The sequence below is a fragment of the Aeromonas sp. 2692-1 genome, assembly GCF_013085505.1.
GTDB classification, from domain to species: Bacteria; Pseudomonadota; Gammaproteobacteria; order Enterobacterales; family Aeromonadaceae; genus Aeromonas; species Aeromonas hydrophila.
This window is the reverse complement of record NZ_CP038513.1, coordinates 4,182,957-4,195,448: the sequence shown is the minus strand read 5'-3', so window position 1 is coordinate 4,195,448 and position 12,492 is coordinate 4,182,957. Positions and strand designations below refer to the sequence as shown.

Below are 12,492 nucleotides of genomic sequence, written 5' to 3'. Positions count from 1 at the left end.
GGTCATTGGGCTGTGAGTGGCTGATGTCATGGGGTGTTGCTAGCCCCGGGTGAGCGGGGTCAGCCCCTGCGCACGGGCACACTCATGGGCAAAGGCGAGCAGTGCCGGGTCATCGAGCGGTTGCGGTGGTGCCTGATAGGGTTGGTCGAGCAGGGCGTACTTGCCCGCGCCCAGAGTATGGTAGGGGAGAAAGTGGATCTCCTGTACGGTGCCGAGGTTGGCGGCGGCCCGGGTGATGGCCTCGATGGAGGCGCGGTCGGCATTGAAACCGGGGATGAGCGGCACCCGGATCTGCATGGCCACGCCGCGCTCGGCCAGACGCCTGAGGTTGGCCAGGGGCAGGGCGACCTTGCCGCGGGTCCAGTCGAAGAAGCGCTCCTCATCCACATGCTTGAGATCCGCAAGTAGCAGGTCGAGATGGGGGAGGCTCGGTTCAATCTGGTGCCAGGGCACGTGCAGACAAGTTTCCACCGCGGTATGCAGCCCCTCGGCCTTGCAGCGGGCCAGCAGGCTGGCGGCAAATTCGGGCTGCATGAAGGGCTCGCCGCCGGAGAGGGTGACCCCGCCGCCACTGCGCTCGAAGAAGGGGCGATCCCGCAGGATGGTGGCCATCAGGGTGTCCAGGCTCTCCTCCCGGCCGCACACCTGCAGCGCTTCGCTGGGGCAGAGGCCGCGCAGCCGTTCCACATCTTGATTGCCGAGGTCTGAGCGGGCGAGCTGGACACCCTGGCTGTCACGCAAGATTGCCGGGCAGGCGTCGCTGCATAGCCGGCATCCCTCGATGCATTGGCGCCGGTCGAGTAGTATGTCCGGCTTGGGAGAGCGGCTTTCCGGGTTTTGACACCAGCGACAGGCCAGCGAGCACCCCTTGAGAAACACCAGGGTGCGAATGCCGGGGCCATCGTGGGTTGAATAGCGTTGCAGGTCGAAAATCATACCGCCTCCTTTTGTTTTTGCATTCTATTTTCTTTCGTTCGAAAGTTGATTTGATTTTAATCAAACAATGTGCGGATGTTATCTCGCTAGAATGGCGACAGATTGAACATCCCATTAAGGAGTCAGAGATGGAGCTTTATCTCGATACTGCCGATGTGGCTGCGGTGCGCCGCTGGTCACGGATCCTGCCGCTGGCCGGCGTCACTACCAACCCGTCCATTACTGCGGCAGGCGGCATGCCGTTGACCGAGCTGCTGCCCGCCTTGCGGGAGGTACTGGGTCCCAAGGCGCGGCTGTTTGCCCAGGTGATGGCCAAAACCGAGACCGAGATGGTGCGCGAGGCGTTTGCCTTGCGTGAGCTGGACCGGGACCTGGTGATCAAGATCCCGGTATGTGAAGAGGGGCTGGCAGCCATCAAGACCCTGACGGCCAACGGGGTGCCGACTCTGGGCACGGCGGTCTATACCCCGCTGCAGGGCTGGCTGGCGGCGGTGGCGGGGGCCGAATACGTGGCGCCCTACGTTAACCGGCTGGATGCCCAGGGGGGCGATGGCATCGCCACCGTACAGGAGCTGCAACAGCTGCTGGCACTGCATGCGCCGCACAGCAAGGTGCTGGCTGCCTCGTTTCGCACCCCGCGCCAGGCGCTTGACTGCCTGCTGGCAGGTTGCCAGTCCATCACATTGCCGCTCGACGTGGCCGAACAGCTGCTGCGGGTGCCGGCGGTGGACGCGGCGCTGGCGAAGTTTGACGAGGATTGGCAGCGGGCGTTTGCCTGAGGCTGCTTGAAGGCAGGATGAAGGGGCGGCAGGCGGGCTAAGCTAGAAGAGAGGGCCCGCTGTGACGGGCCGGTATCGATGGCTGATCGGAGGTGCCCCATGAGCGACCATACCCTGCTGCCCCATGGTGAAGATCTGCGCCGCGCCGTGCGCTGGCTCAGCGAGCACCATCAACACGACATCCGGGCCATCGAAGAGGCCTGCATTCGCTTTGATCTGTCGCCGCTGGATGAGGAGTTTCTCATCCAGCACTGCGCCGAGCGGTTGCGGGAGGGAGATGCCGACTAGACGAAGTTGGCGAGGTTGATGCCGAACTCCTTGGGATCGACCGTGCTCTCGATGGTCTCCTGCACCCCGTTCTTGGCCAGATCCAGCCACTGCACCTCGAGGTAGTGGCGCTGGGTCCCGTGATAGATTACCTTCACCACCGGTTTGAGCGGCTCATGGGGATTGCGCTGCATGACGATGGCCAGCCGCTGGTTGGAGAGCTGCACCAGCGTCCCCACCGGATAGACCCCCATGCACTTGATGAACTTGGTGACCAGTTCGGCATCGAAGTGGTGGTTGATCCCCTTGAGCAGAATGCGAAAGGCCTGGGTCGGCTGCATCCCCTGCTTGTAGACCCGATCCGCGGTGACGGCGTCATAGACATCGACGATGCCGCTCATGCGGGTATAGAGCGAGAGCTGCTCGCCTTTGAGCCGCTGCGGGTAACCGGTGCCGTCTAGCCGTTCGTGGTGGTTGGCGGCCACCTCCAGCATGGTGGCGGTGATGCCGGGGGTGCTGCTCAGGATCTCGTAGCTGTGCACCACGTGCTGGCGCATGACGGCGAACTCCTCGTCGGTGAGCTTGCCCGGCTTGTTGAGCACCTCGTCCGGGGTCATGATCTTGCCCACGTCGTGCAGCAGGCCGCCCAGGGTCAGCTCCTTGAGCACGCTGCGATCCAGGTCCAGATAGCGGCCGAAGTTCGCCAGCAGGATGGCGACGTTCATCGAGTGCTCCATCAGGTAGGCATCCTTGGCGCGAATGCGGGCCAGGCAGAGCATGGCGTCACCGTGGGTGAACATGGTGTCCACCATCTCTTCGGCGACCGCCGCCAGCGGCGTGATATCGATGGGCTCCCCCGCCTTGAGGTGGCGGATGAACTTGCCCTGCAGCTCGCGGGCCTCTTGATAAAGCCGGCGGATCTTGAGCTCTCGCCCCTCGCCGTTGCCACTGCCGGAGGAACGCTGGGTGCTGGCCGGGGAGATGGCCGGGTCGGGGGAGATGACCTGCTCGATGCCGGGCAGCTTGCTGCGGGCAAGATCGACCCGCACCGTGAGTACGCCGCGTTTGACCAGATCGTTGATCTGCTGGCGGGTGGTCACCAGCCCCATCTGGGCAATCTCCATGCCGCCGGTCTGGCTGATGATGGCGATCACGTACATGCCGGGTTGCAGCTGGTTGACGGGAATAACGGGATGAGGTGTTTGCGACTTCATACGGCTTCCTGAACTTTATTATTATGCGTAACGTTAGGCCCTCTGTTGGCAGTCTAACACCGGCGCCCCGGTTCGTCATGGCGACATGCGTGGCGGCTGCGGCGCTTAGTGCTGGAGTTGTCGGCCCCGGCCGATATAATGACGCCCCTTTCTTGATGGACTCTGAGGTTGTGCATGCGGCTCGATAAATTTCTTTGCGATTGTTCCGACTTGACCCGCTCGCTGGCGGGCAAACTGATCCGGCAGGGAGAGGTGATGGTGGACGGCATCGTGGTCAAGCAGCCCGCCTTCCACATCAACGAGCAGAGCCAGGTGGAATTTGACGGTGTCACTCTGACCCTGGATCAGCGCAATCGCTACTTCATGCTGCACAAGCCGGAAGGGTATGTCTGCTCCAACGAAGACCCGGATCACCCCACCGTGTTCTTCCTGATGGATGAGCCGGCCATGGGCAAGCTGCACGTGGTGGGGCGGCTCGATCTCGACACCACCGGTCTGGTGCTGGTGACCGATGACGGCCAGTGGTCCCATCGCATCACCTCTCCCCGCCACGAGTGTGCCAAGACCTACCACGTCTGGCTGGCCGACCCGGTCAGCCCGGATGCCATCGCGCTGTTTGCCGAAGGGGTGCTGCTGCGCAGCGAGACCGAGAAGACCCGGCCGGCCCAGCTGGAGATCCTGGGAGAGTGCGAGGCGCGTCTGACCATCCACGAGGGCAAGTACCATCAGGTGAAGCGGATGTTTGCCGCCATCGGCAACAAGGTGGTGGGACTGCACCGGGAGCGGGTGGGTGACCTGACGCTGGATGAAGAGCTGGCACCGGGCGAATATCGCGAGCTGACTGCCGACGAGATCGCCCGGTTCTGACCCTTCGGAAGTCAGTGCCCGCTGGCTCCCAGCACCAGCGTGGTGCCCAGGGTCGCCAGCAGGGCGCCGGCCCAGGCTGCCAGGGAAGGGCGCTGACCCGAGTGCCACCACAGCAGTGGCAACAGGATGACCGGTGTGGTGGAGGAGAGGATCGCCACCATGCCGACGTCCCCCTGGCGCAAGGCGACCAGGATCAGCGTCATGCCCATGGCCATCGCCAGAAAGCCGTTGATGCCGATCATCCCCAATACCTGGCGGTTGATGGAGTTGTGCGGCAATGACAGCGGCACTCTCAGCGCCCGCAGGGTGCAGTGGGCCAGCAGGGCGCTGCCCATGCGGATGCCGGAGGCGCTGATCGCATCCACGGTGCCACTCATCATCACCGGTTTGGCGATGATGGCACCCAGGCTCTGGCAGAAGGCGGCGGTCAGGCCCAGACCGATGCCGATGACGAGATGGCCGCGCACCTGTTCCCATTCACTCTGCTGAGCATTGCCACGGCGACCGAACAGGATGGCCAGCATGACACCGGCAAAGACCAGCATGGCCCCCACCAGTCGCCAGCCACCGAGCTGCTCGCCAAACAGCCAGAGGCCGAGCAGGGCGGAGAAGAGGGCATGGCAGGAGAACAGCAGGCCGCTGCGTCTTGGTCCCAGCCGGTTCATGCAGGCAAACAGGGCGGTGTCGCCAACGAAGATGCCGATCAACCCCGACAGTGCCAGCAGGGGCAGGGCGCTCTGGGTCAGGGTCTGCCAGCCGCCGGTGGCCAGACTGGCCGACCCCAGCATCAGGCTGACCAGCAACATGCGCCAGCGGCTGTAGGCAAATGCCCCCAGGTGGCGCGCCGGTTTGACGGAGATGAGGGCAGCTACCGCCCATAAACTGGCTGCTGCCAGTGCCAGCCACTCGTACCCCATAAAAACTCCTGAAAATGTAGCCAGATGCAGGACACAGGCGACAGCCGCTCGCACCTCATAAAAAACTACGGAAAAAAATAGCCCGAGAGACTCCATCTCTTGGGCAAGCCCGATACAATACGGGGCGTCTTCGGGGATAACAAGCGCGGCATCATGCATTCGTATTCAGGCGCGCCGCCGGCCTTCCCCCTTCTTGAAATAAGTGTTTTGAACGAGGTTTATGTCATGGTTTTGTGCCCCGCTTCCCGGCCAGCCCGTCGCTGGCTCTCTCCCTTGCTGCTGGGTCTGCTGCTGGCGCCGCCGCTGCAGGCGACCACGGTATCCCAGGAGCCTGCGCTGTCTGATCGCCAGACTCTGGTCAAGGGCAATGGCGCCGAACCCGAGTCCCTCGATCCGGCCCAGATCCGCTCCGGTTTCCCCGGTGAAGTGGTGCTGGTGGACTTGTTCGAGGGGCTGGTGAGCGAAGATGGGCAGGGGCGGATCGTACCGGCCCAGGCCCAGCGCTGGGAGACCAGCGAGGACGGGCTGGTCTGGCGTTTCTTCCTGCGTCCCCAGCTCAAGTGGTCCAACGGTGATGCGCTCACTGCCGCCGATTTCGTCTATGCCTGGCGCCGTCTGCTGGATCCGGCCCAGGCCTCGCCCTCGGCCGGCCTGCTGCTGGCGACCGGCATCAACAATGCCCAGTCCATCTACGCCGGTGCGCTCGATCTCAACACCCTGGGGGTGGAGGCGGAAAGCGACCAGATCCTCAAAGTGACGCTGGAGCGGCCGGTGCCCTACTTCCTGCAGCTGATAAGCCAGCGCCCCTTCGTGCCGGTCAACCAGAAAGCGGTCAGCCAGTTTGGCAAGCAGTGGACCCAGCCTGGCAAGCTTGTCAGCAACGGTGCCTACAAGCTGGTGAACTGGGTGCCCAATGAGCGCATCGAGGCCGAGCGCAACGTCCAGTACTGGGATGATGCCCACACCCGGATCCAGCGGGTGACCTACCTGCCGCTCGCTTCCCAGCATGCCGAGCGGCTGCGCTACGAGGCGGGGGAGATCCAGCTCACCAACAAGGTGGCGCTGGAGTATTACCAGAAGACCAAGGAAGCGACCCCCGAGCGGATCTGGGGACTGCCGCTATTGGGCACCTACCTCTACACCTTCAACCTGCGCCGCCCCGAGCTGCAGGATGTGCGGGTGCGCCAGGCGCTGGCCATGACCATCGATCGGCACCTGTTGACCGAAAAGGTCAGCGGGCAGGGAGAGCAGGCCGCCTGGTCGCTGCTGCCCGGCATGCCGGGCTACGAGGCGCTGAGCTCCCCCCTGGCCCTGCAGGATCAACCGACCCGGTTGGCCAAGGCGGCGGCGCTGCTGGCCCAGGCCGGCTATGACAGTCAGCATCCTCTCAAACTGACGCTCACCTACAACACCTCGGAGAATCACAAGAAGCTGGCGCTGGCGGTCGCGTCCATGTGGAAGCCGCTGGGGGTCGAGGTGACGCTCAACAACATGGAGTGGAATGCCTATCAGGTGGCCAAAGACAGCGGCGATTTCATGCTGGCCCGCTCCTTCCTGTTCGGGGATTACGTGGAGCCCTCCGCCATGCTCAACAGCTTCCGCTGCCAGGATCCCCAGAACGAGAGCGGTTACTGCAACCCGACCTTCGACGGCCTGCTGCAACAGGCGGCTGATACCCTGGATGGCAATGCGCGGACCGGGCTCTACCACCAGGCCGAGCAACTGCTGATGGACGAGATGCCGGCCATTCCCGTCTATCACTACAACCAGATGCGGCTGGTGGATCCCACCCTGCGCGGCCTGCCGGTGCAGAACCTCAAGGGGGCGATCGCCACCAAGGATCTCTACTTCAGCCAGCAGTAAGGAGCTTGCCATGAAAATTGCCATTCTTTCCGACCTGCACGGCAGCCTGAGTGCGCTGGAGCGGGTGCTGGAGCAGCTTGCCCCCTGGCAGCCGGATCACTACCTGCTGCTCGGCGATCTGCTCAACCACGGCCCGCGCAACCCGGTGCCGCCGGGCTATGCCCCTGCGGCCGTGGCCGAGCGACTCAACACGCTGGCTTCCCGCATCCTGGCGGTACGGGGCAACTGTGATTCGGAAGTGGATCAGATGCTGCTGGATTTCCCCATCACCGCCCCTTACAACCAGATGCTGGTGGATGGTCGGCGCTGGTTCGTCAGCCACGGCCATCTCTATCGGCCTGCCGAGGTGCCGCTGCCTGCCGGCAGCCTGTTCATCAGCGGTCACACCCATTTGCCCGTGCTGCAACGCGAAGGGGAGCTGGTGCTGATGAACCCGGGATCCATCTGTTTTCCGCGCGGCAACCTGGCGGCAAGTTATGGCCGCTACGAGGATGGGGTGCTCGGTATTCACGCCTGTGCGGACAGCGAAGAGTTGTTGCGGCTGGAACTGTAAAAGAGAACGAGTTGGGAGGGGAGTGCTGCGGAGCAGCCAGCCGTCATAACGGGGAGATCAGGCCTTGATGCCGATGGAGCGGGTACCGGAGCGGGTATTGCCCTTGGCGTCATAGGTCAGGGAGTTGCGATCCCGCAGCTTGCTCAGGTAGCTGGCCAGCCGGCGGTTGGAGACGATGCTGAGCTCGAGCAGGCGCCCGTTCAGATCGTTCTGTTCCTGGCAGGCATCGAGTTTCTCACGCAGGGTGCGCATCTGCTCGGGGTGGGCATTCAGTTGCTGTTTCAGGTCTGGCAGCAGCGCCATGGCCTTGTCCAGCTCTTCAATATCGGCAAGCAGCTTCTGCTTGCGCTCTGCCAGCTCGGGCAGCGCCAGCGCCTGGTGCTGCTTGAGCAGGTTGAACTCCTCCTCCAGCAAGCCTTGCATCTGGGAGAGGTAGTCGTCTTGAGTGTGCAGCAGCGAAGGTAAATCCATTATCCCAGCAACTTGTCGAGGTTGGATTCGAAGCTGAACATCTTTTTGGCCACAGCTTCGCTGTTGACCTGATATTCACCATTGGCCACGGCTTTCTTCAGGCTCTCGACCCGGCTTTCATTGCCGGTGGAAGCTGAGTTGAGGTTCTTCTGCATCTGTTGCAATTGCTGCGCCTCACTGGTCAAGGAGACGGAGTCAGTCTTGACGGTCGCCGCACGGTTATCGGGGGACGAGGTCGCTGGTTTGGTATTGGCACCCTGGCTGCTCCCGGTATTTTGCAACCGGTTGTTCGCCAAGTTGTTGATATTGTTAATAGCCATAGTGTTTACCTTCGTCTGCTTTGCTGTTCGCTTACCTGTTTATCGGTGGTCATCGCCATAACTTTAGAAAAAAAGTGATCTGAAAAACACTCAGAAGGTGACCACCACGGAGCCAACAGCGTTGACTTTACCCTGCACCGTTTTGCCTGAGCGGATATTGACGAGCCTGATCATGTCTCCGAAGCTGCCATCTTGCAAGGCTCGGGCCATGGTTTTGATTTGCATGCTGCTATTTTCTGCGCTGAGGGTCACCTGATCGCCCTTGCAGACCACGCAGACCTGACTGAGCCGGATAGGCTGGCCTGGCTTGAGTTCGCGCTTGCTGCGCACGCCAATGAGCGCTGTGGTATCGCTGAGATAGTCGCCACGGATCAGCGTCTGATCCTGATAGGCCTGCGTCAGCACGCCTTCGCTGAGGATATCGCCCTTGGCCACCGGGGTGGAGACGGTCACATAAGGCTTCTGTATGCTGACCCGCACCGGCAGGTAGAGATCCCAGGGCTGCTCTTCCTCACATTTGAGGTAGACGGTGGTATTGCGGCGGATCTCCATCTTGGCGGGCAGCGTGATGGCAAGATGTTCGTCGCAGCGACTCAAAGGCAGGCGCTCATCGATGGAGGCTGCCTGCACCTGTACCTGGGCATCGAGCGGGACATCGAGCTGTCCGAGCACAAAATCCTGCGCCTTTTCTTGCAAGTAACTGGTCACCTCGGATGCCGTGGCGTGAGAAATGCCGCAAAACAGCAGTAAGGTGAGGAAAAGTCTACTAATCATTTTCGCTCGCTGGCCGATAAGTTGTTCACGTATATCACCATATTTAACTATGCTTGCTTCAGAATTCGTTCGCAGTGACATCGATAGTCTGACGCAAGCCAACACGCATGCATGATTAATGCCAAGCGTTTTTAGGGAGTGTTTATGGCCAGTATCCTGGACTCGGTCAACCAACGTACCCAGCTAGTTGGGCAAAACCGGCTGGAGTTATTGTTGTTTCGTCTCAACGGACGTCAAAGATTTGGCATCAACGTATTCAAGGTACGTGAAGTGTTGCAGTGTCCTCCCTTGACTGTCATGCCCAAGCTGAACTCCTGCATTCGCGGGGTGGCCCATATCCGCGGCCAGACCATCTCGGTGATTGACCTCAGCATGGCGATGGGCAAGCGTCCGATCGAAGATCTGACCAAGTGCTTCATCATCATCTCTGAATACAACCGCTCCATTCAGGGCTTCCTGGTGCACTCGGTCGAGCGCATCATCAACATGAACTGGGAATCCATCCTGCCGCCGCCGAAAGGGGCCGGGCGCATCAACTACATGACGGCAGTGACCGAGGTCGACGGTGAGTTGGTCGAGATCCTGGACGTGGAACGCATTCTCAACGAAATCTCGCCGGTATCGACCGAGGTCAGCAAAGAGTTGGTGGAGGCCAGCGTGGAGCATCCGACCCTGGGACGCCCGGTGTTGGTGGCTGATGACTCCTCCGTGGCTCGCAAGCAGGTACAGCGTGCGCTCGAAGCCATCGGGGTACAGTGCGTACTGGCGAAGGATGGGCGTGAAGCGCTCAACATGTTGCTGGAAATGTCCAAAAACGGTCCCATCAAGGATCAGATCGCCTTGGTGATTTCGGATATCGAGATGCCGGAAATGGATGGTTATACTTTTACCGCCGAGATCCGCAACAATCCCAATCTCAAGGACTTACATGTTATTCTGCACACATCCCTCAGTGGGGTGTTCAATCAGGCCATGGTGCAGAAAGTTGGTGCGAACAATTTCATTGCCAAATTCCAGCCGGATGAATTGGCCAAAGCCGTACAAGGCGCACTCTAATCAAGAAGAACAAACTGCATGAAGACACTTTCGGACGACTTATACAAACAATTCAGCAATTTTCTGGCGGTACAGAGCGGAATCGTGCTGGGTGACAACAAACAGTATCTGGTCAAGAGTCGGCTTTCACCCTTGATGACTCAGTTTGGTATTGAGAGTCTGTCTGATCTGGTTACTCGAGCGATGAGTGTGCGTGAGCGTGACCTGAAAATGGCAGTGGTTGATGCCATGACTACCAACGAAACCCTGTGGTTTCGCGATACCTACCCCTTCCAGCTGCTGACGGACAAGATATTTCCCGAGCTCGGCAAGAGTGGCCGACCGATCAAGATCTGGTCCGCGGCCTCCTCTTCTGGGCAGGAGCCCTACTCCATTGCCATGACGGCCCTGGAACAGCAGGTCAAGAAACCAGGCACCTTGCCAGGTGGGGTACAGATCGTGGGAACTGATATTTCCAGCACCATGCTCAATCAGTGCAAGGAAGGGGTGTATGACAGTCTGGCGCTGGCTCGCGGTCTGTCGCCCGAGCGCAAGAAGCTGTTCTTCGAACCTTACGGTGACAACAAGATGCGGGTGGTGGAGCGTGTCAGAAAATTGACCACCTTCCGGCCATTGAACCTGCTGGAAAGCTACAGCCTGCTTGGCAAGTTCGACATCATCTTCTGTCGCAACGTGCTCATCTATTTTGCACCGGAAGTGAAGTCCAAGATCCTCAACCAGTTTGCTGCCAGCCTCAATCCCGGCGGCTATCTGATGCTGGGGGCTTCCGAGTCGCTGGCCGGGTTGACCGACAGGTTCGAGATGATCCGGTGCAACCCCGGCATCGTCTACAAGGTTAAATGATCCCCGCTTAAATCCCTCTTTGGCACACCTCTTGCTAACAATTTATCAAGCAGGAGGTGTGCTATGGCAATTTCATTCGACAAGGCATTTGGTATTCATCAATACACGCTGAGCGTTCGCTCCAAGCGTGCAGAGGTGTTGTCCAGCAACATTGCCAACGCGGACACGCCGGGCTTCAAGGCTCGGGATATCAACTTCTCGCAAGCATTGGAAGAGGCCCAGCAACAACAGGGCTTTGGCCTTGCCACGACCAGTGAGAAGCATTTCGCCCTGCAGATGGATGCGCCAGGCGTTACGCAATATCGCAATCCCCTGCAGCCCGATACCGGTGATGGCAACACGGTCGACGTGCAGCAGGAGCGTAGCGAGTTTTTGCGCAACAGCCTTGAATACCAGACCTCCCTTGAATTTATGAACAGCAAGATCAGCGGCCTGCTGAAGGCCTTGAAAGGAGAACAGTGATGAGTTTGTTCAAGGTCTTTGACATTGCAGGATCGGCCATGAGTGCACAGTCTGTTCGCCTCAACACGGTAGCCAGCAACATGGCCAACGCCGACAGCGTCAGCTCCAGCGTGGAAAAAACTTACCATGCCAGGCGGCCAATTTTTGCCGCCCAGCTGGATCAGGCCATGTCGGACAAGCAGGCGTCGGCCGGGGTTGAAGTAAAGGGGATTGTCGAGAGCGAGGCACCCTTGCTCAAGGAGTACAACCCCAATCACCCCATGGCGGATAAAGATGGCTTCATCTTCAAACCCAACGTCAACATGGTGGAAGAGATGGCGGACATGATCAATGCCTCGCGCAGCTATCAAACCAATGTGCAGGTTGCAGACTCTGCCAAGAAGATGCTGCAGCAGACGCTCAACCTCGGCAAGTCCTGACAGGGGGACGCATAGATGGCAGATACAACCAGTGGCGTGAACGGCATCGGCCGCACGACCACCCAGACCACGGGCACGACATCGACGCCCAAGAAGGAGCTGGATCAGGAGTCGTTCCTGAAGCTGCTGACCATGCAGCTCTCCTATCAGGATCCGTTCAAGCCGGTGGACAACGCCCAGATGCTTTCCCAGATGACCTCCATGTCGACGTCACAGGGGATCAGCAGCCTCTCTAACCAGATTGGTAGCCTCAATAGCCTGATGACCTCCAGCCAGGCGCTGCAAGCCTCGGCGCTGGTGGGACAAAACGTCTTGCTGCAGAGCAATGTGGGTTACCTGGAAAAAGACGGCTCTTTGCCAGGCGTGGTCGCTGTGGGCACAGAAAACAAGTATTCGAACGTGAAGATCACCATCGAAGACGAGAGCGGGCAGGTCATCAAGGAGTTTCCGCTGGAAGGTGACCAGAAGGGCAACGTCGAAATCGTCTGGGATGGCAAGGACAAGGACGGCAACCCGGCCAAAGAGGGCAAATACACCCTCAAGGCAAACGGTACCGTGGACGGGAAGTCGGAGAGTGTCCCGATCTTTGCCTATGGCAAGGTCGACAGCGTGATCCTGGGTACGGCAAGCAATCCGACTCAGCTGAATTTGAAAGGCCTCGGTACAACAAGCCTGAACAGTATCTTGCAGATTGCAGGTACGGTGAAAACACCATCAACCCCTACGCCAACAGCATCGATCTAAGGAGCTG

General features: G+C 60.0%; 16 protein-coding genes. 10 read left to right on the top strand and 6 right to left on the bottom strand.

Going from position 1 to position 12,492, the window contains the following annotated elements:
* Nucleotides 1–39: 39 nt before the first annotated feature.
* Entirely contained in the window at nt 40–936 is an 897-nt protein-coding gene (locus tag E5E97_RS19440) for a glycyl-radical enzyme activating protein (RefSeq protein WP_171280814.1), read from the bottom strand.
* A 128-nt stretch (nt 937–1,064) separates the two neighbouring features.
* On the opposite strand from E5E97_RS19440, the gene fsa reads away from it, so the two are divergent.
* Together fsa and E5E97_RS19430 are read left to right on the top strand one after the other, a co-directional pair.
* Entirely contained in the window at nt 1,065–1,715 is a 651-nt protein-coding gene (gene fsa, locus E5E97_RS19435; protein WP_024944821.1) for a fructose-6-phosphate aldolase, read from the top strand.
* A gap of 99 nt (nt 1,716–1,814) precedes the next feature.
* On the top strand, nt 1,815–2,003 hold the full coding sequence (locus tag E5E97_RS19430) for a hypothetical protein (RefSeq protein WP_024942451.1): 189 nt from the start codon (nt 1,815–1,817) through the stop codon (nt 2,001–2,003).
* Here the strand turns inward: E5E97_RS19430 and E5E97_RS19425 are convergent.
* On the bottom strand, nt 2,000–3,196 hold the full coding sequence (locus tag E5E97_RS19425) for an HD-GYP domain-containing protein (protein WP_139390641.1): 1,197 nt from the start codon (nt 3,194–3,196) through the stop codon (nt 2,000–2,002). The two genes, E5E97_RS19430 and E5E97_RS19425, sit on opposite strands and share 4 nt — an antisense overlap.
* Nucleotides 3,197–3,370: 174 nt before the next feature.
* Between E5E97_RS19425 and rsuA the strand changes: the two genes are divergently transcribed.
* On the top strand, nt 3,371–4,063 hold the full coding sequence (gene rsuA, locus E5E97_RS19420) for a 16S rRNA pseudouridine(516) synthase RsuA (RefSeq protein WP_016351327.1): 693 nt from the start codon (nt 3,371–3,373) through the stop codon (nt 4,061–4,063).
* A gap of 11 nt (nt 4,064–4,074) precedes the next feature.
* On the opposite strand, the gene E5E97_RS19415 is transcribed toward rsuA, so the two are convergent.
* Entirely contained in the window at nt 4,075–4,980 is a 906-nt protein-coding gene (locus tag E5E97_RS19415; RefSeq protein WP_139390640.1) for a DMT family transporter, read from the bottom strand.
* Between the two features lie 225 nt (nt 4,981–5,205).
* Here E5E97_RS19415 and E5E97_RS19410 point away from each other — a divergent pair, with 225 nt between their 5' ends.
* Both E5E97_RS19410 and yfcE read left to right on the top strand, forming a co-directional pair.
* Nucleotides 5,206–6,843, top strand: coding sequence for a peptide ABC transporter substrate-binding protein (locus tag E5E97_RS19410; RefSeq protein WP_171280813.1), 1,638 nt, complete (start codon nt 5,206–5,208; stop codon nt 6,841–6,843).
* A gap of 10 nt (nt 6,844–6,853) precedes the next feature.
* Nucleotides 6,854–7,396: a phosphodiesterase gene (gene yfcE / locus E5E97_RS19405; RefSeq protein WP_118880854.1), complete on the top strand. Its 543-nt coding sequence runs from the start codon at nt 6,854–6,856 to the stop codon at nt 7,394–7,396.
* A gap of 57 nt (nt 7,397–7,453) precedes the next feature.
* On the opposite strand, the gene E5E97_RS19400 is transcribed toward yfcE, so the two are convergent.
* From E5E97_RS19400 to flgA, 3 genes are all read right to left on the bottom strand, one after another.
* Nucleotides 7,454–7,867 carry a flagella synthesis protein FlgN gene (locus E5E97_RS19400; RefSeq protein ID WP_044800363.1) on the bottom strand — a complete coding sequence of 138 codons (414 nt, stop codon included), beginning with the start codon at nt 7,865–7,867 and terminating at the stop codon, nt 7,454–7,456.
* The gene (flgM, locus tag E5E97_RS19395) at nt 7,867–8,187 is read right to left on the bottom strand and encodes a flagellar biosynthesis anti-sigma factor FlgM (protein WP_011706648.1); all 321 of its coding nucleotides are present in this window, start codon (nt 8,185–8,187) and stop codon (nt 7,867–7,869) included. Before flgM ends, E5E97_RS19400 begins: the two co-directional genes overlap by 1 nt.
* Before the next feature lie 90 nt (nt 8,188–8,277).
* Nucleotides 8,278–8,883, bottom strand: a complete 606-nt coding sequence (gene flgA, locus E5E97_RS19390) for a flagellar basal body P-ring formation chaperone FlgA (RefSeq protein ID WP_339354941.1) — start codon at nt 8,881–8,883, stop codon at nt 8,278–8,280.
* Nucleotides 8,884–9,105: 222 nt separating this feature from the next.
* Here flgA and E5E97_RS19385 point away from each other — a divergent pair, with 222 nt between their 5' ends.
* From E5E97_RS19385 to E5E97_RS19365, 5 genes are all read left to right on the top strand, one after another.
* Nucleotides 9,106–10,017: a chemotaxis protein CheV gene (locus tag E5E97_RS19385; RefSeq protein WP_011706646.1), complete on the top strand. Its 912-nt coding sequence runs from the start codon at nt 9,106–9,108 to the stop codon at nt 10,015–10,017.
* 18 nt (nt 10,018–10,035) lie between these two features.
* A complete protein-coding gene (locus E5E97_RS19380) occupies nt 10,036–10,860 on the top strand; it encodes a protein-glutamate O-methyltransferase CheR (RefSeq protein ID WP_011706645.1) in 825 nt (274 codons plus the stop codon).
* Nucleotides 10,861–10,923: 63 nt separating this feature from the next.
* Entirely contained in the window at nt 10,924–11,322 is a 399-nt protein-coding gene (gene flgB / locus E5E97_RS19375) for a flagellar basal body rod protein FlgB (RefSeq protein ID WP_011706644.1), read from the top strand.
* Nucleotides 11,322–11,741: a flagellar basal body rod protein FlgC gene (gene flgC / locus E5E97_RS19370; protein WP_011706643.1), complete on the top strand. Its 420-nt coding sequence runs from the start codon at nt 11,322–11,324 to the stop codon at nt 11,739–11,741. The genes flgB and flgC overlap by 1 nt, the downstream gene beginning before the upstream one ends.
* Nucleotides 11,742–11,756: 15 nt before the next feature.
* A complete protein-coding gene (locus tag E5E97_RS19365; protein WP_011706642.1) occupies nt 11,757–12,485 on the top strand; it encodes a flagellar hook assembly protein FlgD in 729 nt (242 codons plus the stop codon).
* Nucleotides 12,486–12,492: the final 7 nt, after the last annotated feature.

Excerpts from the sequence above, each read along its gene's own strand:
- E5E97_RS19440 (WP_171280814.1), bottom strand. The coding sequence starts at position 936 with ATGATTTTCGACCTGCAACGCTATTCAACCCACGATGGCCCCGGCATT.
- fsa (WP_024944821.1), top strand. The coding sequence starts at position 1,065 with ATGGAGCTTTATCTCGATACTGCCGATGTGGCTGCGGTGCGCCGCTGG.
- E5E97_RS19430 (WP_024942451.1), top strand. The coding sequence starts at position 1,815 with ATGAGCGACCATACCCTGCTGCCCCATGGTGAAGATCTGCGCCGCGCC.
- E5E97_RS19425 (WP_139390641.1), bottom strand. The coding sequence starts at position 3,196 with ATGAAGTCGCAAACACCTCATCCCGTTATTCCCGTCAACCAGCTGCAA.
- rsuA (WP_016351327.1), top strand. The coding sequence starts at position 3,371 with ATGCGGCTCGATAAATTTCTTTGCGATTGTTCCGACTTGACCCGCTCG.
- E5E97_RS19415 (WP_139390640.1), bottom strand. The coding sequence starts at position 4,980 with ATGGGGTACGAGTGGCTGGCACTGGCAGCAGCCAGTTTATGGGCGGTA.
- E5E97_RS19410 (WP_171280813.1), top strand. The coding sequence starts at position 5,206 with ATGGTTTTGTGCCCCGCTTCCCGGCCAGCCCGTCGCTGGCTCTCTCCC.
- yfcE (WP_118880854.1), top strand. The coding sequence starts at position 6,854 with ATGAAAATTGCCATTCTTTCCGACCTGCACGGCAGCCTGAGTGCGCTG.
- E5E97_RS19400 (WP_044800363.1), bottom strand. The coding sequence starts at position 7,867 with ATGGATTTACCTTCGCTGCTGCACACTCAAGACGACTACCTCTCCCAG.
- flgM (WP_011706648.1), bottom strand. The coding sequence starts at position 8,187 with ATGGCTATTAACAATATCAACAACTTGGCGAACAACCGGTTGCAAAAT.
- E5E97_RS19385 (WP_011706646.1), top strand. The coding sequence starts at position 9,106 with ATGGCCAGTATCCTGGACTCGGTCAACCAACGTACCCAGCTAGTTGGG.
- E5E97_RS19380 (WP_011706645.1), top strand. The coding sequence starts at position 10,036 with ATGAAGACACTTTCGGACGACTTATACAAACAATTCAGCAATTTTCTG.
- flgB (WP_011706644.1), top strand. The coding sequence starts at position 10,924 with ATGGCAATTTCATTCGACAAGGCATTTGGTATTCATCAATACACGCTG.
- flgC (WP_011706643.1), top strand. The coding sequence starts at position 11,322 with ATGAGTTTGTTCAAGGTCTTTGACATTGCAGGATCGGCCATGAGTGCA.
- E5E97_RS19365 (WP_011706642.1), top strand. The coding sequence starts at position 11,757 with ATGGCAGATACAACCAGTGGCGTGAACGGCATCGGCCGCACGACCACC.